Origin of the sequence: Citrobacter sp. Cpa228, assembly GCF_030333085.1 — a bacterium.
Taxonomy (GTDB): domain Bacteria; phylum Pseudomonadota; class Gammaproteobacteria; order Enterobacterales; family Enterobacteriaceae; genus Citrobacter; species Citrobacter pasteurii.
Map to the genome: position 1 here is coordinate 14,609 of NZ_JAOWGQ010000035.1, position 21,975 is coordinate 36,583.

Consider the following 21,975-nt stretch of genomic DNA (forward strand, 5'->3'; position numbering starts at 1 on the left):
GTTTACGGTTTATCACTCGACGAGGGTGAGGATTCGACAGCTGGTGCAGCAGGTTTCTTTTCCGCGTCCATCGACGTAACGGAAGCAGTTTCCTTCAACTCCGGCGTGTCAGCAGCCGTGGATTCCGGTTTTTGCTCCGGCGAACTGGCCTGGTTTTCAGCGGCTGCAGGGGTAACTCCTTCTCGCTGCGCTTCCGCTTCTTTCACTACCGGATTATGGATAGTGTGCGCTTCATCGCTCGCTTTCTCAGGATCGTGCACGCTGTAAGAACGCTTCATCGACTCAGCCGCTTCGCGCAGCTCATCCATCGATGCTTTCAGCTCCGGCGTCAAATTTGTCAGGCTCGCTTTCTCTACTTTCTTCAGGCTGTCCTGAAACTCCTGAAGCTTAAGCTCCTGGGTCAGTTCATTCTGCACGGTAGTTGCAAGAGAGCGCAGCGCACGGACCCAGCCCGCGACCGTTTTTACTGCCACTGGCAATCGTTGTGGCCCCAGTACGATGAGGCCGATAACGAACACCAATAACAGTTCGCTAAAACCGATATCAAACACGGATTATACCTGCTCTTTATCTTGGCTTTTGGCGTCTTCTTTCTTCACTTCACCCTGCTTATCGGTGATGGATTTAGCGGTAAAATCAGCGTCCTGGCTGGTTTTATCCTGCTTAGGTTCATCATCACCCATCGCTTTCTTGAAGCCTTTAATAGACGCGCCAAGGTCGGAACCGATGGAGCCGAGTTTCTTGGTGCCAAATAGCAGTACAACGATGACGGCAATGATCAACAACTGCCAAATACTGATACCACCCATACATGTTCCTCTGTCATAGATGATGAATTAATAAGGTCGTAGTATACGTTACACGACCTGCCTTGGGCGATGAAAAAATCAGCGCATTTTGCGCCAGCCGATCAGCCAGGCGATAACACCACCCGCGATTAACCAGCCCGGCATAAGCCCCCACTCAGGGCGGCTTACCAGCAGGAATGTCCCACTTAACAGCAACGTTGCGCCAATACCCAATAAATAACGGGATTGTCCCTGACGTACGTGATTCGCATGAAGCTCGCGCGCAATCTTATCAACACTGTGCTGTAAATATTTGCCCTGGCGCAAACTGTCATACACAAGTTCAGGTATTTCTGGCATTTTTTCGACCCAGAATGGTGCTTTTTCTTTAAATGCCCTGACAAGCGCCGGAATACCTACCTGATCTTTAATCCAGGATTCAAGGAAAGGCTTGGCCGTTTTCCACAGATCTAACTGAGGATAGAGCTGTCGGCCAACACCCTCAACGTACAACAGCGTCTTCTGTAACAACACCAGTTGAGGCTGGACTTCCATATTAAATCGACGTGCCGTATTGAACAGATTCAACAGCACGTGACCAAAGGAGATCTCTGCCAGCGGCTTTTCGAAGATCGGCTCGCACACGGTACGAATGGCGAATTCGAACTCTTCAACGTTGGTATCCGGCGGAACCCAGCCAGAATCCACGTGCAGTTCAGCTACTTTGCGGTAGTCGCGGTTAAAGAACGCAATAAAGTTTTCAGCCAGGTAGCGCTTATCTTCTTTGTTTAAGGAACCCACGATCCCGCAATCAATACCAATGTATTTCGGGTTTTCAGGGTGCTCATAACTCACGAAAATGTTCCCGGGGTGCATGTCGGCATGGAAAAAGCTGTCGCGGAAAACCTGAGTAAAGAAGACCTGAACACCGCGTTCGGCCAGCAGCTTCATGTTGGTGCCGTTCTTCTCAAGCGTGGCGACATCTGAAACGGGAATACCGTAAATGCGCTCCATCACCATCATGTTCTGACTGCAATAGTCAGAGTACACTTCCGGGATGTACAACATCGGGCTGTCTTCAAAATTGCGTCGCAGTTGAATGGCGTTTGCCGACTCACGCAGCAGGTTCAGCTCGTCGATCAATGTTTTTTCATATTCACGGACGACTTCTGTTGGCCGCAGACGACGACCATCCGGCAGCAGGCGAGGAACCCAACGAGCAAGGCGATAGATCAGTTTTAAATCGGCTTTGATTACTGGCAAGATATCCGGACGAATAACTTTGATTACCACCTCTTTGCCATTCGATTTCAACCGCGCGGTGTGAACCTGAGCAATAGACGCAGATGCCAGCGGTGTAATCTCAAAATCATCAAACCATTCCTCGACGGGTAGCCCCCCCATCGCCTCTTCGATTTGTTCTTTCGCGCGTTGCCCATCGAATGGCGCAACCCGATCCTGCAGTAGCGCTAGCTGATCGGCAATATGCGGAGGGAAAAGATCACGACGGGTTGAGAGCATTTGACCAAATTTGATCCACACCGGCCCCAATTCCTGCAAAGCCAGTCTCAGCCTTTCTCCCAGCGGCTTATCTTTGTGTCGGTTGGGCATCCAGAACAGCGAGTAACGCCACAGCCGGAGCGGCAGCGTGATACGCATTTTAGGGATGAGTTCATCAAGACCGTAGCTTAAAAAAGTGCGAATGATGAAATAAAGGCGCCGTACTTCACCTGGCGTCATTTGGCCTCCAGTTTTTCCAGCCGTGTAGCCAGAGATTCGACCGCGCGCTCAACGGCTGCCGTTTCTTCTGCAAACCATGCAACCTCAAGCGGATCCGGAGCCATGCGCCACTCTTCGGTGATCGCTTCAGCAACATAACGCTGCTGGCGCTGAATGTTGCGGCGCAGGAACTTAGCTCCACCACGCAACACTTTACTGACTCCTTCCGCGACGATATCGCCAGTATAGGGCGCTAACAGTTCAGCGGGATCAAACTCCGCCAGATCGGCCAACGCCACAAAGTTCTGCACGACCTGAATATCGCCCTGGACTTCCAGCTCACCGCTGCGAATAAGCGTGGTGAGTTGCTGCCGATCGCGTAGTTTCGGTAACACGCTGGCATGTGTGATTACGGTGCAATCGGCTTCGCCTTCCCATGCCCCCAGCACATCGACCTGGCGCTCACTAAACACCAGGACTAACGGTGTTGAAAATCCTTTGAGATCAACACGTAGCACTTGGCCCTGTAAACGCGTTCTGGCTGACTTGAGCGCAGGGGAACGGTACAGAAAGGTGTTGAGCAGATTTTCAACGCCTGCGGTCACTAAGGGTTTTAAAGGCATCCCCAATCTCCTGTCAGAACTTGTAGCCACGATGCAGCGCAACGACACCTGCCGTCAGGTTGTAGTAATCAACGCTTTCGAACCCGGCATCTTGCATCATTGCTTTTAAGGTGTCCTGATCGGGATGCATGCGGATGGACTCCGCCAAATAGCGATAACTGTCTGCATCGCTTGCTACCATGGAGCCAATTCGCGGCAGAACGTGGAAAGAGTACGCGTCGTAGGCTTTGCTCAACGGTTCGATAATCGGCTTGGAGAATTCCAGCACCAGTAAACGCCCGCCCGGCTTCAACACGCGATACATTGAGCGTAATGCTTTGTCTTTATCCGTCACGTTGCGCAGACCAAAAGAGATGGTGATGCAGTCAAACGTGTTGTCAGGGAAAGGTAACGCTTCCGCATTCGCCTGAACGTACTCAACGTTCCCCACTACACCGATATTGCGCAGCTTTTCGCGACCCATTTTGAGCATTGAGTCATTGATATCTGCCAGCACAACTTTGCCGGTTTCGCCTACCATGCGAGAGAATTTCGCCGTCAGATCGCCGGTACCGCCAGCCAAATCGAGAACGGTTTGTCCGCGACGCACGCCACTGCAGTCAATGGTGAAGCGCTTCCACAAACGATGAATGCCGAATGACATTAAGTCATTCATAACGTCATATTTAGAGGCCACAGAATGAAAAACGTGGGCCACCATGTCAGCTTTCTGCTCTTTAGCGACGGTCTGAAAGCCAAAGTGCGTCGTTTCTTGTGAATTATCCACCATCTCAGTGCCTGCTCATTCAAAAAATGTTCGAGAAGTGTAACAGATTGGGTCAATTTGCCCTACCCTTCTGCCGGGTTCAACTACCCCAAATGGACTAGCTTGATTGCTGATTTACCGCTTCATCATCGGGGTAAGGCTCATCCTGTTGCGTCTCAGGGACCGAGCGCAAACGGTACTCTTCATCCTGGGTCGTGGCTTGTTCAGCCAGTTCAGGATTAATCTCGCGCTTAATTTCCACCCCTAAACTGCGAAACGCTTCTGCCTGCGACAGGACGTTTCCACGACCGGAAGAGAGTTTTTTCATCGCCTGTCGGTAGTTGTCCTGGGCTTTATCCAGGCTTTGACCTATTGCCGACATATCATCCACAAACAACCGCATCTTGTCATAAAGTTTGCTGGCCCGATCGGCAATTTGTTGCGCATTACGGCTCTGATGCTCGTAGCGCCACAGATTGGCAATCGTACGCAATGCCACCAACAGCGTAGTGGGACTGACCAGCATAATATTATTTCTAAGCGCTTCGGTAATCAGTTCAGGCTGCCTGTCGAGCGCCAGTAAAAAAGCAGGCTCAACGGGGATAAACATCAGCACATAGTCAAGCGTACGTAACCCAGGAAGCTGCTGATAGTCTTTGCGACCCAGCAGACGAATGTGGTTTCGCACCGAGGCGATATGCTCCTGCAACGCACTCTCGCGGGTGAGTTCATCTTCAGCGTTAAAATAGCGTTCATAGGCAACCAGCGTCATTTTCGCGTCGATCACTACATCTTTGCCCTGCGGTAACCGGACAATAACATCTGGCTGCATCCGCGAGCGGGCGTCGTTTTCGATGCTGACCTGGGTTTCGTATTCATAGCCCTCACGCAGACCGGAAGCCTCAAGCACCCGCGTGAGTACCACCTCGCCCCAGTTACCCTGCGTTTTGTTATCCCCTTTTAATGCACGCGTCAGGTTTACTGCTTCCTGTGCCATCTGCGAGTTCAGTTGCTGGAGATTACGAATTTCGTGCGCCAGAGTATGGCGTTCCTGTGCCTCTTTACCAAAGCTGTCCTGAACCTGGCGTCGAAAACCGTCCAGTTGTTCGCGAAGCGGTGCCAGCAGGCTGTTCAGGCTTTGGCGATTTTGCTCATCTACCCGACGGTTACTGTGCTCGAAAATGCGGTTCGCCAGATTCTCAAACTGTTCGCTCAAGCGCTGTTCACTGTTGATCATCTGGCGAATTTTATCTTCCGCATGCTGTTGCGTTGCTTCCAGACGAGTGGTGACTTCCCGGAGATCGGCCTCCAGCGAGGTATTGATACTCTGCAGGCTGCGGAGTTCGTTATTCAGCAGTTCGCATTCGTCGCGCCAGTGGGCCTCCTGTGAGAGTTGCTGCCGGGCGGCGCTTAGCGCGATATCCAGTTCACGTCGTTCTTCGATGAGGTCGGCACGGATCCTGTCGGCGTGCGCTTTTGTTGCCAGCCACCCAACCAGCAGCCCTGCGGCTAACGCCAGCACGGCACTCATCATAATTGAAATATCCACAACGCCCCCTTACAGCAACAACTTACCCGCACAAAATAGAATTGTGCTGTATAAACGTCCAGTTTAAAAGGAATTTCCTGCGAGGCACTACGCAAAATAAAAAGGCCGAACGCGTCGGCCTTTTAGCAAAGAAGGGAGAATTACAGTAAACGACGCGCAGCTTCCACCACGATTTTCACCGCGTGGCTTTCCGTTTGTTTCATCGTTTCCGCATTCGGGATCTCTTGCTGAGTACGGTTCACGATAACACCCGCGACCATACCAGCACGCAGACCCTGGCTGGCGCACATGGTCAGCAGCGTGGCAGATTCCATTTCGTAGTTCATGACGCCCATCGACTGCCACTCTTCCATCGAGCCTTTGAAACGGCTCACTACGCGACCAGAGAAGGTGTCGTAACGCTCCTGGCCCGGGTAGAAGGTATCAGAAGACGCGGTAACGCCAACGTGGGTAGTGGCGCCGATAGATTTCGCCGCTTCCACCAGCGCAGTGGTGCACTCGAAGTCGGCAACGGCCGGGAACTCCATTGGCGCGAAGTGCAGGCTTGCACCATCCAGACGGACAGACGCCGTGGTGACCAGGACATCACCCACGTTGATATGCGGCTGGATAGCGCCAGTCGTACCGATACGCAGGAAGGTACGAATGCCCAGCTGTGCCAGTTCTTCTACGGCAATAGAGGTTGACGGGCCGCCGATACCGGTAGAGCAAACGATCACGGCTTTACCATCCAGCTCAGCACGCCAGGTAGTGAACTCGCGATGAGATGCCAGCTTAACCGGCTTATCCATCAGCGCGGCGATCTTTTCCACACGCTCCGGGTCGCCAGGGACGATAGCAAGCGTAGCCCCTTGTAAATCGCTCTTAGTGAGGCCGAGATGAAAAACATCAGACTTAGACATAAAAACTCCTCTGTGAATCGGTTTTGTCAGAAGAAGCAAAAACATACTTTACCGAAGGCATGAACACATTTTCGTGACAGTCATCACTATGATGTAAATCAATTGCATTCAATTACCATGAAACAGTGACACACATCACATAAACAATGCAATGTAAGGACGCCCTGCACAAAAGATAGCCCGTTTAAGGCAATGTGGTTCGTTGCATGTGTCTATAGTTAACAATGCGCTTTTGGGCTGAATATTTAAGGGTACGGAGAATACCATGACAACACGACAATCTGGCTTTGCACCTGCTGTATCTCCACCGACATCTACCACGGTTCACACTCCGGATAACGCGATTATCGCCGGTGTAACGTCCATACCTTCACAAGGCGATGATATGCCAGCGTATCACGCACGACCAAAGCAAACCGATGGCCCGCTGCCCGTGGTTATTGTCGTGCAGGAGATTTTTGGCATTCATGAACACATTCGTGACGTTTGCCGCCGTCTGGCTCTGGAAGGGTATCTGGCTATCGCACCAGAACTCTATTTTCGCGAAGGTGATCCCAATGACTTTGCCGACATCCCCACGCTGCTCAGCGGCCTTGTCGCCAAAGTGCCTGACTCTCAGGTACTGGCCGATTTGGATCACGTCGCCAGTTGGGCCTCCCGCAACGGGGGAGATGCGCACCAACTGATGATCACCGGATTTTGCTGGGGCGGACGCATTACCTGGCTGTATGCCGCACACAATCCACAGCTAAAAGCGGCGGTGGCGTGGTACGGCAAACTGGTGGGCGATAAAACGCTGAACTCCCCCAAACATCCCGTTGATATCGCGACCGATCTTAACGCCCCCGTTCTGGGACTTTATGGCGGCCAGGATATCAGTATTCCACAAGATACCGTTGAAACAATGCGTCAGGCGCTGCGCGCCGCCAATGCGAAAGCGGAAATCGTGGTCTATCCCGATGCCGGGCATGCGTTTAACGCCGATTATCGCCCAAGTTACCACGAAGAGTCCGCTAAGGATGGATGGCAGAGAATGCTGGAGTGGTTCGCGCAATACGATGGGAAGAAATAATTCCCGCCAGGCAAACCAATAAACAAAACGGAGGCATCAGCCTCCGTTTTTTTACGCCTGACGCAGATTCTGCGCCGCTTTAACCATGTTTGCCAGCGCGGCACGGGTTTCCGGCCAGCCGCGCGTTTTCAGGCCGCAATCCGGGTTCACCCACAAACGCTCTGCCGGAATACGCTGTTCGGCTTTCTTCAGCAGGGCTTCAATCCACTCCACGCTCGGGACGTTCGGCGAGTGAATGTCGTAGACGCCCGGCCCGATTTCGTTCGGGTAATCGAACTCTTCAAACGACTCCAGTAACTCCATATCAGAACGAGAGGTTTCAATGGTGATCACGTCCGCGTCCAGCGCCGCAATGGAGTCCATGATGTCGTTGAACTCGCAGTAACACATGTGGGTGTGGATCTGGGTTTCATCCTTCGCCACCGCCGCGTTAATGCGGAAGGCTTCCACGCCCCACTCCAGATACGCCGCCCAGTCGCTGCGACGCAATGGCAGACCTTCGCGCAGCGCCGGCTCATCAATCTGGATAATACCGATCCCCGCCGCTTCCAGATCCGCAGCTTCATCACGCAACGCCAGCGCAATCTGCTTCGCGATGGTTTCACGCGTCACGTCTTCACGCGGGAATGACCAGCAAAGAATGGTCACCGGACCGGTCAGCATACCTTTTACCGGTTTGTCGGTCAGCGACTGGGCATACTTCGCCCACTCCACGGTGATCGCTTCCGGGCGGCTGACGTCGCCAATGACTACCGGTGGCTTCACGCAGCGAGAACCGTAGCTCTGCACCCAACCGTTCTGGGTAAAGACGAACCCGTCCAGATGTTCACCAAAGTATTCCACCATGTCGTTACGTTCGGCTTCACCGTGCACCAGCACGTCGAGCCCCAGACGTTCCTGTTCAACGATCGCCTGTTTGATATGTTCCGCGATACCGGTGCGGTAGTTACCGGCATCCAGGTTGCCTTTTTTGAAGTCCAGGCGCAGGCCGCGAATTTCCGTGGTTTGCGGGAATGAGCCGATAGTCGTGGTCGGCCATGCCGGCAGATTAAAGCGGGCACGCTGTGCCTCGGCACGAACCGGATAAGCGTTGGCACGCTGGCTGTCCTGGGCAGTGATCGCCGCCAGACGTTTTTCCACTGCGGCGTTGTGGACACGAGTAGAGTGGCGACGCGCCTGAATCGGTGCGCTCCATTCAATCAGCGCCGCGGTATCGCCGCTGTTCAACGCATCACGCAGTAGCGCCAGCTCGCCGCATTTTTGCAGGGCGAAGGCAAACCAGCTCTTCACCTCTGCATCAAGGCGGGTTTCCACGCTGAGATCGATGGGGCTGTGCAGCAGGGAGCAGGAAGAAGCCACCCACAGGTCACGTTTCCCGACGATATCTTTAATTTGCGCGTATTTTTCGCTGAGGTCGGCGCGCCAGACGTTGCGTCCGTTCACCAGACCCGCTGACAGCAGCCAGTCGGCAGGCAGACGTTTGTGCAGCTCGGCGACATCATCTTTACCGTGCACGAAGTCAACGTGCAGCCCCTGCACCGGCAGCGCGGTAATGGTATCCAGGTTTGGCGTTACGCCTTCGAAGTAGGTGGTCAGTAGCAGCTTCACCTGGCCCTGCAGAGCGTCATAAGCCGGTTTAAAGGCATCCAGCCACGCTTGCGGCAGCTCCAGTACCAGAGCAGGTTCATCGATTTGTACCCACTCAATACCCCGTTTTGCCAGTTCCGCCAGCACCTGCTGGTAAACCGGCAGAATGTCGTTCAACAGACTCAGGCGGTCAAACTGTTCGCCCTTCACTTTCCCCAGCCACAGGTAAGTTACCGGCCCCAGCAGCACAGGTTTCACCTTATGACCAAGCGCCAGCGCTTCGTCTACTTCATCCAGCAGCTGGGTCCAGGTCAGTTTGAACTGCTGACCTTTGGTGAACTCCGGCACCATGTAGTGATAGTTGGTGTTAAACCATTTGGTCATTTCTGCCGCCGCCGCGGGCTCACCGGTCGGTGCGCGGCCACGGCCAATGCGGAATAAGGTATCGATATCGACCGAGCCGTCTTTATTCTGATGACGAGCCGGAACGTTGCCGAGCAGCAGGCTGGTGGTCAGCACGTGATCGTACCAGGCAAAATCGCCCACCGGCAGCAGGTCAACGCCCGCCTGCTTCTGCTGATCCCAGTGGCGGGCACGCAGCTCGCGACCAACGGTCAGCAATTCTTCACGGGAAGAATTTCCCGCCCAGTAACTTTCTTGCGCTTTCTTCAACTCGCGACGCAGGCCAACGCGAGGGAAACCGAGGGTGTGATTCAATATTGTCATTTTTCTTCCTCTAATTATATGTAAATCCTATGGATTTTGAATTTAGGGAAGGCGGCAAGTTTACTCATCCCCAGGAGCTTACTGAAGTAAGTGACTGGGGTGGGGAAACGAAGCCAACGCACCATAAATTTAAAAGACGAAGGATTTTAGCCGTCCAGATGTTTACACATCCATAATTGGCGGTTACTGTATATTCCTCAAGCGCAATTTGTTCATGCCGAAGTGAAGGACTTTCATGATCGAGATTAAACATCTGAAAACGCTCCAGGCGTTGCGGAATAGTGGTTCGCTGGCAGCCGCTGCGGCGACGTTGCATCAGACCCAATCCGCCCTTTCTCACCAGTTCAGCGATCTGGAGCAGCGCCTTGGCTTTCGACTCTTTGTCCGTAAAAGCCAGCCGCTGCGCTTTACGCCGCAGGGCGAAATTTTGCTGCAGCTGGCAAATCAGGTATTGCCGCAAATTGGTCGGGCGCTGCAGGCCTGCAACGAACCGCAGCAAACCCGACTGCGTATCGCGATTGAATGTCACAGCTGTATTCAATGGCTGACGCCCGCGCTGGAGAATTTTCGTGCCAACTGGCCGCAGGTGGAGATGGACTTTAAATCCGGCGTGACGTTCGATCCGCAACCGGCGCTACAGCAGGATGAGCTGGATCTGGTGTTAACCTCCGACATTCTGCCGCGCAGCGGACTGCACTACTCGCCGATGTTCGATTTTGAAGTCCGCCTGGTCCTGGCGCCTGACCATCCGTTGGCCAGCAAAACGCAAATCGCGCCGGAAGATTTGGCCAGCGAGACGCTGCTCATTTACCCGGTGCAACGGAGTCGACTGGATGTCTGGCGGCATTTCTTACAGCCTGCGGGCGTGAGCCCGTCGCTGAAGAGCGTGGATAACACCCTGCTGCTGATTCAAATGGTTGCCGCCAGAATGGGTATCGCCGCGTTACCACACTGGGTGGTGGAGAGTTTTGAACGCCAGGGCCTGGTGGTGACCAAAACCCTGGGCGATGGATTGTGGAGCCGACTGTACGCCGCCGTGCGTGATGGCGAGCAGCGACAGCCAGTCACGGAAGCGTTTATTCGCTCAGCGCGGAATCACGCCTGCGATCATCTGCCGTTTGTGCGGAGTGCGGAACGACCCACTTTCGATGTACCCACAGTGAGGCCACTATCACAGCCGCGCCAATGATGAAGCTTGGCCAGTGAGGCTGTTGATGCCAGATAGCCAGGTTGACCAACAGCCCGGCCGGCACATGCATATTGTTCATGATGCCCAACGTACCTGCATCTACCTGGGTCGCACCGTAGTTCCACATAAAGTAACCAATGCCGGACGCCGCCACGCCAAGAAAGACCAGAATTCCCCACTGCAGCGTGGTTGCAGGCATTTTCTGCGCATTACCCAGCATGAACCAGGCCACGACAGCCACCAGAAAGGCCCCCATGTAAAACCAGGCAAAAGCGTTGTGCTGTGGCATTGGGCGGGTTTCCATCAGACGCTTATAGCCCACCATACCGATGGCAAAACTAATATTAGAAAGCTGCACCAGTATCAGGCCAGTCCAGAAGTGGCTGGTTACCTGATCGTAACGAATAATCCCCGCGCCAATCACCGCCAGTAACGCACTGAAAGCGTAGCTCCAGCGCAGACGGCGTCCGCTCATCAGGTCATAAATCAGCGTGATGTAGAGCGGCGTCAGCACGGTGAAAAGCAACAGTTCTGAAACCGTCAGATACAGGTAGGCGTGAAAACTCAGCATATACATAATGCCAAGCTGCATGGCCCCCACCAGCATATACAGCGCGATCGTTTTTACGCTGTGCCCGCGGGTACGTAAAAACGGCAGGAACACCAGCGCCGCGAGTCCAACGCGCACCAGCACCGCAAAATAGCTATCGACATGACCGGCAAGGTACTCGCCAAACAGGCTGAAGGAAAAGGCCCACAAAATAGTGGTAATGATGAGTAGCGCCACAATGGATGCCTCTTAGAACAGGGAACATCCATTGTAGCGGAGAGTTTAGTTGACAACTGGTCAACTAAAGAACAATCACTTTAAAAAGAGATCGCGCAGGTAGTGCGGCACGGCATCGTCGGCGTTGAGTCCGATGACTTCCAGCTCCGGATGCAGATCCTTCAGACGCTGGTGGGCGTTGCCCATGATGCAGCCTTTGCCCGCCATGGAGAGCATTTCCGCATCGTTCATCCCGTCGCCAAAAGCGATGCAGTCTTTCAGGCTGTAGCCCATCGCTTTCGCCACCGCTTCCAGCGCATGACCTTTCGACACGCCGCCCGCCATGACTTCCAGACAGGTAAGCGTAGAGAAGCTGACGTTAACGCGATCGCCCCAGCGGGCGTTAATCGCCTGCTCCAGCGGCAGCAGCCTTTCGTGAGAATCGGTGGTGAAGAACACTTTGCTGACGCCCTCCGGCTCCAGTAGCGCAGGTTCAAACAGAGAATAGTTAAACACCGCTTCTTTGAAAAAGCGCATTTCGTCGGGGCGATGGCGGTTCATAAACCACTCATCATCGCGATAAACGTTGGTCACGATGTCCGGGTTTGCATTCACTACGCCAAACAGGTCGCTGGCAATATCGCGATCCAGGTTATGCGAAAACACCAGATTTCCGTCAGAATCATGCACCCGCGCGCCGTTGGAGGTGATCATGTAGGTTTTAATGCCGAGGTTATCGCGAATTTGTCCCACATCAACATGATGACGGCCAGTCGCAAACACGAAGTTAACGCCACGAGCAGTCAGTAATTTCAGCGTCTCTTTGGCATAGGGGGACAGAGTATGGTCGGGGGAAAGCAGCGTACCGTCTAAATCAGACGCAACAACCTGATACATAAGAAAATTCAACCTCTAGGCAAAGCGGGTTCCGCTGGATGAGTTATGCTTGTCGAAAAATTCGACAATAGCGTTAAGCGCGACTGAGCGCATTGCGTCCTTTTCAAAAAGGATCTCATGGTACGCGCCTTTTATGACAAGCGGCTGACCTCCTTCTACAGGATGGCCCGCTGCGGCGCGGAGTTCACAAAAACGATCGTGCATGCGGTTATCCACCACACGCTCTTCTTCGGCCTGAATCAGCAGCGTCGGCGTCGCGTCGTCTCCCGCGCCAGCCAGGACCTGTTCACCAGCCAGAATCCCTTCGCGTACCCAGTGATAGGTGGGACCGCCAACGCGCAACCGCGGCTCATCAGCATAGAAGCGTAGATTGCGCCGATAGCGCTGTCGACTATGGGTTAACGCATTCATACCGAACGGCAGCGCCCGCCAGCGCCCGGTTCCCATCGCATAGCCTTCTCGGATCCGTGGATGCCCTTCAGCCCAGTCCAGAATGTGGCGCACCATCCAGTCAGGAAAGCGCATCACAATACCAAACATCGGCGCACAAAGCGCGATGGCATCACACTGATTCGGGTGGCGCTGCAGGAACAATGTGGCAATCGCTCCACCCATAGAATGCGCCAGTATATAGCGTTTTCTCCACGGACCGGGTAGCACTTCCTGCTGCCAGAAGGCGGTTAAATCGTCGACATAGTCATTAAAGTTATCGACATGACCACGATGCGGATCTGACAGCATACGCCCGGAACGCCCCTGGCCACGGTGGTCGATAATGAGTACGTCAAAACCAGAATGAAACAGGTCATACGCCAGTTCAGCGTATTTCACGTAACTTTCAATGCGTCCAGGACAGACGACGATGACGCGATCGTTTTTTTCTGCATGAAAACGAACAAAATGTACGGGGATATCATCCACGCCCGTAAATTCCGCTTCCTCCCGCTGACGCCAGAAATCTGTCAGTGGCCCCATGGAAAAAGCAGCAAACGCGTTTTCTCTTGTTTCCCAGTCTTTTTGCTGCTGAAACATCGGGTATCCAGCCTCGCTGACCAAGTAAAATCGTTTTTTTCGCCGTCGCTGACACAACCTAACGGCAGTAGCGTATTGTGGCATAAAAATAGACAATTCGGGAGTTTCTCATGACCTTTGAATGGTGGTTCGCCTACCTGCTGACCTCTATCATTTTGAGCTTGTCTCCAGGCTCTGGCGCAATCAATACCATGACAACCGCCATCAGCCATGGTTATCGCGGTGCCAGCGCGTCGATTGCGGGTTTACAGACCGGGCTGGGCATTCATATCGTTTTGGTTGGCGTGGGGCTGGGAACGCTATTTTCTCGTTCGGTGATCGCGTTTGAGGTGCTGAAGTGGGCGGGAGCGGCCTATCTGATTTGGCTGGGTATTCAACAATGGCGGGCAGCGGGCGCTATCGATCTGAACACCATGGCGAATACGCAATCGCGCAGTCGCCTGTTCAAACGCGCGGTCTTTGTGAATCTGACCAACCCCAAAAGCATTGTTTTTCTTGCCGCCCTGTTCCCGCAGTTCATCCTGCCGCAGGCACCGCAACTGATGCAGTACGTGGTGCTTGGCGTTACGACCATCGTGGTCGATATCATTGTGATGATCGGTTACGCGACGCTGGCTACGCGCATTGCAGGATGGATTAAAGGGCCAAAGCAAATGAAGGCGCTGAACAAAGTGTTCGGATCGCTGTTTATGCTGATAGGCGCCCTGCTGGCATCGGCAAGGCATGCCTAGAAAACTGGAATAGTGCTCGCAGTAAAATGTGAGTGTTCTGAGCATCGCTGTATGTCTTTTCGAGACTCTCCGCAAAGGGGGAAACATCTTTTATTCTGCACTGTTAGAGGCTGATATCTAATGCCAGAATGCCGCCACTTTCACTTCTCACGGATGATGGACGATGGCGGAAGCTACGACACCCCATGACACAGTATTTAAGACCTTCCTCTCCCGCGTGGAAACCGCGCGGGACTTTATTGAACTTCATCTTCCGCCTTCGTTAATCAAAATCTGCAAACTGGAAACACTTCATCTGGAATCAGGCAGTTTTGTGGAGGACGATCTGCGCCCCTACTTCAGCGATATTCTCTACTCACTGGAAACCACCAGCGGACAAGGCTATGTACATGTGCTTATTGAGCATCAAAGCTCACCTGACAAGCATATGTCATTTCGCCTGATGCGCTACGCTATCGCAGCGATGCAGCGTCATCTTGAGGCTGGAAACGACACTCTACCGCTGGTGATTCCAGTGCTCTTTTACCATGGCAAGCAAAGCCCATGGCAAGGCTCAATGAACTGGCTGGATCACTTTGAGGATTCGGGAACCGCCCTTCAACTTTACAGCACACCGTTTCCGTTGGTGGATGTGACGGTTATTCCAGATGATGAAATCATGCAGCATCGCAGTATGGCGGCGCTGACATTAGTACAAAAACACATTCGCCAGCGCGACATGGCGCAGCTGCTGGATAAACTTACCCGCCTGTTTATGCTGGAGAAGATGAGCGGACAACAAATAACCGTACTGGTAAACTACATGGTGCAAGCAGGGAATACACAAGATGTTCAGACATTATTGTATCAGCTGGCACAGCGTGTGCCGCAGCATGGAGAAAAATTGATGACAATGGCGGATCAACTAAAGCAGATAGGTCGCGAAGAAGGGCGGCGCATAGCCCTCACTGATGTAGCAAAAGCAATGCTCAAGCGAGGTCTTGATACCGACGCGATTATGGAAATGACCGGCCTTTCGAAGGACGAATTACAAAAGCTTGCGCAATAAACCATACTCCGCCTGGAGCTCCCAGGCGGATAACAAACTTAGCGTGAAATAATCAGGTGGATACCGAAGCCCGCGAACAGCGCCCCGGCAAAACCGTCAATCCACTTCGCCAGGCGCTGATAGCCACGACGCATTTTCGGCAGCGCAAACAGGCTGGCGACCACGGTAAACCACGCCAGCGTTTCCACTATAATCAGGGCAAAAATCCCCCAACGCGCGCCCGTTCCCACGCTGTCGCCAACAAATAACGAGAAAACTGAGCCAAAATAGATAATGGCTTTAGGGTTCGCCAGATTGGTCAGCAGACCTTTCAAGAAGCTGCGTCCGCTCTGCGCCAGTTCAACCTGCGGTGCGGGTGCCGCAACGTCCTGTTTTTTAAACGCACCGCGCAGCATCTGATACCCCATCCAGCACAGGTACAGACCACCGCCGACCATAATAATGGTGTGCAGCCAGGCCATTTTTTCGATGATCAGGTGTAAACCGAGCAGCGCCACGCCCGCCCAGACCATGACGCCGCAGGTAATGCCCAGTACCCCCATCATCGCCTCTTTACGCGAACGGCTAACGGCCGTTTGAGAGACAAAGAAAAAATCGGGACCGGGACTCATCAGTGCAACGATATGCACCAACGCAACGGTGAAAAATAGCGTTAACATAAAAATGACTCGCGGGGGAATAGTTCAGTGAGTCACCATCCTGGCACTTTTTTGCCTGGCTGACTACTCTTCGTCGTCACCATCAACATGTGCGCGGATAAGTGCCATAAACTCTTTGCCAAAACGCTCAAGTTTACGCATTCCCACACCATTGACACTCAGCATTTCGCTCGGTGAAACCGGCATCTGTTCAGCCATTTCAATCAGCGTGGCGTCGTTGAACACCACATACGGCGGGATATTTTCTTCATCGGCAATGGCTTTACGCAGCTTACGCAATTTGGCGAACAGTTTGCGATCGTAGTTGCCGCCGAAGGATTTCTGCATCGCGCGCGGTTTCAGCGCCACAATACGCGGCACGGCAAGCTGTAGTGGAACTTCACCGCGCAGCACCGGACGCGCGGCTTCGGTTAACTGTAACGCCGAGTGATGGGCAATATTCTGCGTCACCAGGCCCAGGTGAATAAGCTGGCGAATAACGCTCACCCAGTGTTCGTGGCTTTGCTCGCGACCAATGCCATAGACCGGCAGTTTGTCATGAGCCAGTTCGCGAATACGCTGGTTATTCGCGCCTCGCAGAACCTCGACGACATAGCCCATACCAAAACGTTGGTTAACGCGGTAGATCGTCGACAGTGCTTTACGCGCATCCATGAGTCCGTCGTACTGTTTTGGCGGATCGAGGCAAATATCGCAGTTACCGCACGGCTCCTGACGCCCTTCGCCAAAATAATTCAGCAGCACCAGGCGACGACAGGTTTGCGCCTCGGCAAACGCCCCCATCGCATTGAGCTTATGCCGTTCGATATCCAGTAGTTGCCCAGCGGGTTTCTCTTCGAGGCAACGGCGTAGCCATGCCATATCAGCCGGATCGTAAAACAGCATTGCTTCCGCAGGCAGGCCATCACGCCCGGCGCGGCCGGTTTCCTGGTAATAGGATTCGATATTGCGCGGAATGTCGAAATGCACCACGAAGCGTACGTTAGGTTTGTTGATCCCCATGCCGAACGCCACGGTCGCCACTACGATTTGCAGGTCATCGCGCTGGAATTTCTCCTGCACCTCGGCGCGTACGGCATTTTCCAGTCCGGCATGATAAGCCCCGGCGCTGATGCCACGGCTTTGCAGACGCGCGGCGGTGTCTTCTACCTTGGCGCGACTGTTACAGTAGATAATGCCGGACTTACCGCGCTGCTCTTGCACATAGCGCATCAGCTGATCGAGCGGCTTAAACTTCTCCATCAGCATGTAGCGAATATTTGGGCGGTCAAAGCTGCTGATCTGAATTAACGGGTCGTTGAGCCCCAGCAGACGCACAATGTCCAGCCGGGTGGTTTCGTCCGCGGTCGCGGTCAGCGCCACAAACGGCAGGGTTGGGAAACGTTGACGCAACTGTCCCAGCGCCGCGTATTCCGGGCGGAAATCATGTCCCCACTGCGAAATACAGTGCGCTTCATCAACCGCCAGCAGCACCGGATTCCAGTGCGCCAGATTTTCAAGGAAGTTATCCAGCATCAGGCGTTCAGGCGCAATGTACAACAGGCGAATCTGCCCGCTGCGACAGCCAGCCATCACCTCAAGCTGCTGTTCACGGCTTTGGGTAGAGTTCAGACACGCTGCCGCCACGCCGTTTGCTAATAATTGGTCGACCTGATCTTTCATCAGGGAAATAAGCGGCGAGACAACAACGGTGAGTCCGTTGAGCAATAATGCGGGAATCTGATAGCACAGGGATTTACCGCCACCGGTCGGCATAACGACCAGGCAGTCGCGACCAGAGAGCACGGTATCAATGATTTCTTCCTGACCAGGGCGAAACTGTTGGTAGCCAAAGGTTTCCTGCAAAACCTGCTTAGCGCCCATTTCCAGATTCAACACTTCCGCCTGCGCCACATTAACCCCATTAGCCTGAAATAAAAACAGGCGCTATTTTCAGCGCCTGAGAGAGAAACTGCAATGATTAAAATACTCTCAATACCAGTCAGAAGATATCGTTGAGCATCACGCCCACGCCAACGCGGGTCTGATTGAAGTTATAGTCAATCAGCGATTCGCCGTAACCGCTGTAAACCTGGGTGTAAAGACGCACATGCTTCGTAATGGGGTAACTGACACCCAATTCAGCGCCGCCGTAACCGGTATTCCAGTTGTACTGACCTTTCGCACTTAAGACGGCGTCACCGAGGTGATAACCCAGTTTGAGCTGATAGTAGCCCATATATTTGGTGATGTCGGGGTTATCGTCGGTGCTGCCGATGACGTACCACGGTTTAACCTCCACCAGCCAGTTACCATTTTCAGCCATCAGACGAGTGTACAGACGGTTCCAGCTGCGCGAGGTGGGATCGGAACGGCCGTTGGAGTCATGGTTGTACCCCATTTCGACATCACGTAGTGTCCAGCCAGCAAAGCGATAGTCGGTGGCGAAACCGAGGAACAATTGCGGTTCGTAGTTGGTTTCGCGAAACGGGGAAGACTCTTCACTGTTCGAAAGCTGCCACCAGGACTTCTGGGTATAGGAGCCGCCGAGTACCGAATTTGGGCCTAATATCCCGCGCCAGAGCGGAAACGCCAGGCTTAGCTGAAACTTAACCTCATCTTTGCGCGCATTTTCGGACCAGCTATAGCTGCTGATCGCCTCTTTGTTCATGTCGCTGGTATTGGTGTAGATAAGATAGTTAGTGTCATAGGGGTACAGCGTGAAAGGATTGTCATGCTCCTGCAGCATGTTGGCGATAATACTGCCGCGAACCGCGGGAGCATCATGAATCTCTTTCACTGTCGCTTCCTGCGCATACGCGGTCAACGGCAGCATGACTGCTGGTAGTAACCATCCCAGAATCGCCCGCATCGGTACTGTTCTCCTGAACCAAAATATTGATGAATTGTATAATTATCTGGCAGGTATTCTATACCCTAAATAATTCAAATTGCAGGAAGGCGGCAAGTCTGTAAACCCCAGGAGCTTACTAAAGTAAGTGACTGGGGTGAGCAGGCGCTGCCAACGCACATGCAACTTGAAGTATGACGGGTATACATACTTAGCGAGTTCCTCGTTAATCATCCCGTCCCAAAGTAGTAAACAACAAATAATAAGCATAATATCAACATTTCATTAACTATTGAGATGTAGGGATCGTATGTCTGCCGTACTTACTGCTGAGCAAGCGCTGAAATTAGTGGGTGAAATGTTTGTCTATCATATGCCGTTTAACCGGGCGCTGGGACTGGAGCTTGAACGCTATGAGAAAGAATTTGCGCAATTAGCCTTTAATAACCAACCGATGATGGTAGGTAACTGGGCGCAAAGTATTTTGCATGGCGGCGTGATCGCCTCGGCGCTGGACGTCGCCGCCGGGTTGGTGTGCGTTGGGAGTACGCTGACTCGCCATGAAACGATCAGCGAAGACGAACTGCGTCAGCGGATGTCACGCATGGGAACCATCGATTTGCGCGTTGATTACCTGCGACCAGGCAGAGGGAATCGCTTTACCGCCACCAGCAGCCTGCTGCGGGCGGGTAATAAAGTCGCTGTAGCGCGCGTGGAACTGCATAACGAAGAACAGCTTTATATTGCCAGCGCAACCGCCACTTATATGGTGGGGTAAGCGGCCAAAAAAAGGTAAACTGCGGTTACATTTCTGCAATGAGTTTTCCCGATGGATGCTAAGCAAACGCGGCAGGGCGTGTTACTCGCTCTTGCTGCTTATTTTATTTGGGGTATCGCACCTGCCTACTTCAAGCTGATTTACTATGTCCCGGCGGATGAAATCCTGACGCACCGCGTCATCTGGTCATTTTTCTTCATGGTGGTGCTGATGAGCATCAGCCGCCAGTGGTCGGGTGTCAAAACGCTACTACAAACGCCAAAGAAGATCTTCTTGCTGGCGCTCTCTGCGGTGCTCATCGGCGGAAACTGGCTGCTGTTCATTTGGGCGGTCAATAATCACCATATGCTGGAAGCCAGCCTCGGCTATTTTATTAACCCGCTGGTGAATATTGTGCTGGGAATGCTTTTCCTCGGCGAACGCTTTCGCCGCATGCAGTGGCTGGCGGTACTGTTAGCCGCCTGTGGCGTACTGGTACAGCTGTGGACCTTCGGATCGCTGCCAATCATCGCGCTGGGACTGGCGTTCAGCTTTGCTTTTTATGGTCTGGTGCGCAAGAAGATTGCCGTCGAAGCACAAACCGGCATGCTGATCGAAACCCTGTGGCTTTTACCCATCGCAGCTATATATCTGTTTGGCATTGCCGACAGCTCAACCAGCCATATGGGGCAAAACCCGATGTCGCTCAATCTGCTGCTGATTGCTGCGGGTGTCGTGACCACCATACCGCTGCTGTGCTTTACCGGTGCGGCAACCCGTCTGCGTCTGTCGACGCTGGGTTTCTTCCAGTACATTGGCCCTACGCTGATGTTCCTGCTGGCGGTAACGTTCTACGGTGAAGTACCGGGTGCGGACAAGATGGTCACTTTCGCGTTTATCTGGGTCGCGCTGGCGATTTTCGTAATGGATGCGATTTACACGCAAAGAAAAACGCGACTGGGGATGTGATTGCATTTTGCCTGATGGCGCTACGCTTATCAGGCCTACGTGATCTGTAGGCCGGATAAGGCGAAGCCGCCATCCGGCTAAAATATTACAGCCAGTTCTTGCGCTTAAAGTACAGATACGGCGCCAGACCCGCGAGCATCATAAAGACAATCGCCCCAGGATAACCGAAGCTCCAGTGCAGTTCCGGCATGAACTCAAAGTTCATCCCATAGCTGGACGCCACCAGCGTCGGCGGCAGGAACACCACGGAGACCACCGAGAAGATCTTGATGATGCGGTTCTGCTCGATGTTGATAAAGCCCATCGCCGCCTGCATCAGGAAGTTAACCTTCTGGAACAGTGATTCGTTGTGCGGCAGCAGGGATTCGATATCGCGCAGGATTTCACGCGCCTGCTCCAGTTGGCTGCCCGGCAACCGCGCTTTACGCACCAGGAAGTTCAGCGCACGCTGGGTATCCATCAGACACAAGCGTACCTTCCAGCCGATATCTTCCAGTTCCGCCAACGTCGAAAGCGCTTCGTCATATTCATCGCCCTGACGCCCTTCCATGATCACACGGCTGAGTTTTTCCAGGTCGCTGTAGATGTTTTCGATCTCATCCGCCAGCTGTTCAATTTTGGTTTCGAACAGGTCGAGCAACAGCTCGTAGGCGTTGCCATCCACCATCGCCTGGTTACGCGCACGCATGCGATACAGGCGAAAGGCCGGCAATTCGCGCTCGCGCAGGGTAAACAGGCGACCTTCGCGAATAGTAAATGCGACGGTTGAGTTACCCGCGTGATCGTCGGCGTCTTCATAGAAGAAGAAGGAGTGAATGTGCAGACCGTCTTCGTCTTCAAAAAAACGCGCGGATGCTTCAATGTCTTCCAGTTCAGGGCGCGTAGCCAGATTCTGGCCCAAGTCCTTTTGCACACGGTTTCGTTCTTCGTCATCCGGCTCGACTAAATCGACCCAAACCGAACTGGCCAGGTGCTCGATCTCGTCTGCCTCAAGGCGAGTTAAACGATTGTTTTCCAGTTGAAATGCGCTCAGCATGACCGGGACTCCCAATGCAAAAAATTATCGGACAGTTCGGAGGGCACACAGAAACAAATTGGGTTTCAGACCATTAAACAGCCTGACTCAGCGCGACGGGAAAAAACAGAAGGTCGCTGACAACCGCGAAGGCTATCAGCAAAAAGGGATAGCCTTAGGAGTTGATCCTGGATGACAGGATAATGAGCCAGTATCTACTGGGTGTGTCCAAGGCGAATGTCCTCTTAGCGTAATCGTGCGCGCATGTTACGCCAGCAAAATTTTGACGTCAACACGCAACGAAACGCTAGCCAGGATAAATTACCTGCTCATCAGTAAGGCTAGCAGATCGTTACAAAATAATGATATTT

Annotated in this window: 22 protein-coding genes; 6 read left to right on the plus strand and 16 right to left on the minus strand. The window is 53.2% G+C overall.

What is annotated here, in order from left to right; translation table 11 throughout:
- Positions 1–2 precede the first annotated feature (2 nt).
- The 7 genes from tatB to udp all read right to left on the minus strand — a co-directional run bounded on the left by tatB (position 3) and on the right by udp (position 6,326).
- A complete protein-coding gene (gene tatB / locus OGX91_RS03990; RefSeq protein WP_005133254.1) occupies positions 3–551 on the minus strand; it encodes a Sec-independent protein translocase protein TatB in 549 nt (182 codons plus the stop codon).
- A gap of 3 nt (positions 552–554) precedes the next feature.
- Positions 555–809: a Sec-independent protein translocase subunit TatA gene (gene tatA, locus OGX91_RS03995; protein ID WP_003017888.1), complete on the minus strand. Its 255-nt coding sequence runs from the start codon at positions 807–809 to the stop codon at positions 555–557.
- 78 nt (positions 810–887) lie between these two features.
- Positions 888–2,528, minus strand: a complete 1,641-nt coding sequence (gene ubiB / locus OGX91_RS04000) for a ubiquinone biosynthesis regulatory protein kinase UbiB (protein ID WP_005133256.1) — start codon at positions 2,526–2,528, stop codon at positions 888–890.
- A complete protein-coding gene (gene ubiJ / locus OGX91_RS04005; RefSeq protein ID WP_188232250.1) occupies positions 2,525–3,130 on the minus strand; it encodes a ubiquinone biosynthesis protein UbiJ in 606 nt (201 codons plus the stop codon). The genes ubiB and ubiJ overlap by 4 nt, the downstream gene beginning before the upstream one ends.
- A 13-nt stretch (positions 3,131–3,143) precedes the next feature.
- Positions 3,144–3,899, minus strand: coding sequence for a bifunctional demethylmenaquinone methyltransferase/2-methoxy-6-polyprenyl-1,4-benzoquinol methylase UbiE (ubiE, locus tag OGX91_RS04010; RefSeq protein WP_003017897.1), 756 nt, complete (start codon positions 3,897–3,899; stop codon positions 3,144–3,146).
- A 94-nt stretch (positions 3,900–3,993) separates the two neighbouring features.
- The gene (gene rmuC / locus OGX91_RS04015) at positions 3,994–5,424 is read right to left on the minus strand and encodes a DNA recombination protein RmuC (protein WP_286625520.1); all 1,431 of its coding nucleotides are present in this window, start codon (positions 5,422–5,424) and stop codon (positions 3,994–3,996) included.
- Between the two features lie 140 nt (positions 5,425–5,564).
- Positions 5,565–6,326 carry a uridine phosphorylase gene (udp, locus tag OGX91_RS04020; RefSeq protein WP_003017903.1) on the minus strand — a complete coding sequence of 254 codons (762 nt, stop codon included), beginning with the start codon at positions 6,324–6,326 and terminating at the stop codon, positions 5,565–5,567.
- Positions 6,327–6,591: 265 nt separating this feature from the next.
- On the opposite strand from udp, the gene OGX91_RS04025 reads away from it, so the two are divergent.
- Positions 6,592–7,398, plus strand: a complete 807-nt coding sequence (locus OGX91_RS04025; protein WP_155022039.1) for a dienelactone hydrolase family protein — start codon at positions 6,592–6,594, stop codon at positions 7,396–7,398.
- Positions 7,399–7,449: 51 nt separating this feature from the next.
- Here the strand turns inward: OGX91_RS04025 and metE are convergent, their stop codons facing one another.
- On the minus strand, positions 7,450–9,711 hold the full coding sequence (gene metE / locus OGX91_RS04030; protein WP_286625522.1) for a 5-methyltetrahydropteroyltriglutamate--homocysteine S-methyltransferase: 2,262 nt from the start codon (positions 9,709–9,711) through the stop codon (positions 7,450–7,452).
- A gap of 235 nt (positions 9,712–9,946) precedes the next feature.
- On the opposite strand from metE, the gene metR reads away from it, so the two are divergent.
- Complete coding sequence (gene metR / locus OGX91_RS04035) at positions 9,947–10,900, plus strand: HTH-type transcriptional regulator MetR (RefSeq protein WP_155022040.1); 954 nt, start codon at positions 9,947–9,949, stop codon at positions 10,898–10,900.
- Here metR and OGX91_RS04040 read toward each other — a convergent pair.
- From OGX91_RS04040 to pldB, 3 genes are all read right to left on the minus strand, one after another.
- Complete coding sequence (locus tag OGX91_RS04040; RefSeq protein ID WP_005133270.1) at positions 10,788–11,687, minus strand: carboxylate/amino acid/amine transporter; 900 nt, start codon at positions 11,685–11,687, stop codon at positions 10,788–10,790. The genes metR and OGX91_RS04040 overlap by 113 nt on opposite strands.
- 75 nt (positions 11,688–11,762) lie before the next feature.
- Complete coding sequence (yigL, locus tag OGX91_RS04045; RefSeq protein WP_003017910.1) at positions 11,763–12,563, minus strand: sugar/pyridoxal phosphate phosphatase YigL; 801 nt, start codon at positions 12,561–12,563, stop codon at positions 11,763–11,765.
- A 15-nt stretch (positions 12,564–12,578) separates the two neighbouring features.
- Positions 12,579–13,595, minus strand: coding sequence for a lysophospholipase L2 (gene pldB / locus OGX91_RS04050; protein ID WP_003017911.1), 1,017 nt, complete (start codon positions 13,593–13,595; stop codon positions 12,579–12,581).
- A gap of 110 nt (positions 13,596–13,705) precedes the next feature.
- Here pldB and rhtB point away from each other — a divergent pair, with 110 nt between their 5' ends.
- Entirely contained in the window at positions 13,706–14,326 is a 621-nt protein-coding gene (gene rhtB / locus OGX91_RS04055; RefSeq protein ID WP_005133285.1) for a homoserine/homoserine lactone efflux protein, read from the plus strand.
- Between the two features lie 163 nt (positions 14,327–14,489).
- Positions 14,490–15,374, plus strand: coding sequence for an Rpn family recombination-promoting nuclease/putative transposase (locus OGX91_RS04060; protein ID WP_040230081.1), 885 nt, complete (start codon positions 14,490–14,492; stop codon positions 15,372–15,374).
- A gap of 38 nt (positions 15,375–15,412) precedes the next feature.
- Here OGX91_RS04060 and rhtC read toward each other — a convergent pair whose 3' ends face one another.
- The 3 genes from rhtC to pldA all read right to left on the minus strand — a co-directional run bounded on the left by rhtC (position 15,413) and on the right by pldA (position 18,884).
- Complete coding sequence (gene rhtC, locus OGX91_RS04065) at positions 15,413–16,033, minus strand: threonine export protein RhtC (RefSeq protein ID WP_038634488.1); 621 nt, start codon at positions 16,031–16,033, stop codon at positions 15,413–15,415.
- 63 nt (positions 16,034–16,096) lie between these two features.
- The gene (gene recQ, locus OGX91_RS04070) at positions 16,097–17,926 is read right to left on the minus strand and encodes an ATP-dependent DNA helicase RecQ (protein WP_040230080.1); all 1,830 of its coding nucleotides are present in this window, start codon (positions 17,924–17,926) and stop codon (positions 16,097–16,099) included.
- Between the two features lie 88 nt (positions 17,927–18,014).
- The gene (gene pldA, locus OGX91_RS04075; protein ID WP_003017916.1) at positions 18,015–18,884 is read right to left on the minus strand and encodes a phospholipase A; all 870 of its coding nucleotides are present in this window, start codon (positions 18,882–18,884) and stop codon (positions 18,015–18,017) included.
- Positions 18,885–19,173: 289 nt separating this feature from the next.
- On the opposite strand from pldA, the gene yigI reads away from it, so the two are divergent.
- On the plus strand, positions 19,174–19,641 hold the full coding sequence (yigI, locus tag OGX91_RS04080) for an acyl-CoA thioesterase YigI (RefSeq protein ID WP_005133301.1): 468 nt from the start codon (positions 19,174–19,176) through the stop codon (positions 19,639–19,641).
- Positions 19,642–19,692: 51 nt separating this feature from the next.
- Positions 19,693–20,589, plus strand: a complete 897-nt coding sequence (rarD, locus tag OGX91_RS04085) for an EamA family transporter RarD (protein WP_199947994.1) — start codon at positions 19,693–19,695, stop codon at positions 20,587–20,589.
- 85 nt (positions 20,590–20,674) lie between these two features.
- Here the strand turns inward: rarD and corA are convergent, their stop codons facing one another.
- Together corA and ysgD are read right to left on the minus strand one after the other, a co-directional pair.
- The gene (gene corA, locus OGX91_RS04090; RefSeq protein WP_003017920.1) at positions 20,675–21,625 is read right to left on the minus strand and encodes a magnesium/cobalt transporter CorA; all 951 of its coding nucleotides are present in this window, start codon (positions 21,623–21,625) and stop codon (positions 20,675–20,677) included.
- A 154-nt stretch (positions 21,626–21,779) separates the two neighbouring features.
- Positions 21,780–21,836 carry a YsgD/CorL family protein gene (ysgD, locus tag OGX91_RS04095; protein ID WP_212723238.1) on the minus strand — a complete coding sequence of 19 codons (57 nt, stop codon included), beginning with the start codon at positions 21,834–21,836 and terminating at the stop codon, positions 21,780–21,782.
- Positions 21,837–21,975: the final 139 nt, after the last annotated feature.

Bases quoted from the DNA above. Each gene is read 5' to 3' on its own strand.
- tatA (WP_003017888.1), bottom strand. From the start codon at position 809: ATGGGTGGTATCAGTATTTGGCAGTTGTTGATCATTGCCGTCATCGTT.
- ubiB (WP_005133256.1), bottom strand. From the start codon at position 2,528: ATGACGCCAGGTGAAGTACGGCGCCTTTATTTCATCATTCGCACTTTT.
- ubiJ (WP_188232250.1), bottom strand. From the start codon at position 3,130: ATGCCTTTAAAACCCTTAGTGACCGCAGGCGTTGAAAATCTGCTCAAC.
- ubiE (WP_003017897.1), bottom strand. From the start codon at position 3,899: ATGGTGGATAATTCACAAGAAACGACGCACTTTGGCTTTCAGACCGTC.
- udp (WP_003017903.1), bottom strand. From the start codon at position 6,326: ATGTCTAAGTCTGATGTTTTTCATCTCGGCCTCACTAAGAGCGATTTA.
- OGX91_RS04025 (WP_155022039.1), top strand. From the start codon at position 6,592: ATGACAACACGACAATCTGGCTTTGCACCTGCTGTATCTCCACCGACA.
- metE (WP_286625522.1), bottom strand. From the start codon at position 9,711: ATGACAATATTGAATCACACCCTCGGTTTCCCTCGCGTTGGCCTGCGT.
- metR (WP_155022040.1), top strand. From the start codon at position 9,947: ATGATCGAGATTAAACATCTGAAAACGCTCCAGGCGTTGCGGAATAGT.
- yigL (WP_003017910.1), bottom strand. From the start codon at position 12,563: ATGTATCAGGTTGTTGCGTCTGATTTAGACGGTACGCTGCTTTCCCCC.
- pldB (WP_003017911.1), bottom strand. From the start codon at position 13,595: ATGTTTCAGCAGCAAAAAGACTGGGAAACAAGAGAAAACGCGTTTGCT.
- rhtB (WP_005133285.1), top strand. From the start codon at position 13,706: ATGACCTTTGAATGGTGGTTCGCCTACCTGCTGACCTCTATCATTTTG.
- OGX91_RS04060 (WP_040230081.1), top strand. From the start codon at position 14,490: ATGGCGGAAGCTACGACACCCCATGACACAGTATTTAAGACCTTCCTC.
- rhtC (WP_038634488.1), bottom strand. From the start codon at position 16,033: ATGTTAACGCTATTTTTCACCGTTGCGTTGGTGCATATCGTTGCACTG.
- pldA (WP_003017916.1), bottom strand. From the start codon at position 18,884: ATGCGGGCGATTCTGGGATGGTTACTACCAGCAGTCATGCTGCCGTTG.
- yigI (WP_005133301.1), top strand. From the start codon at position 19,174: ATGTCTGCCGTACTTACTGCTGAGCAAGCGCTGAAATTAGTGGGTGAA.
- rarD (WP_199947994.1), top strand. From the start codon at position 19,693: ATGGATGCTAAGCAAACGCGGCAGGGCGTGTTACTCGCTCTTGCTGCT.
- corA (WP_003017920.1), bottom strand. From the start codon at position 21,625: ATGCTGAGCGCATTTCAACTGGAAAACAATCGTTTAACTCGCCTTGAG.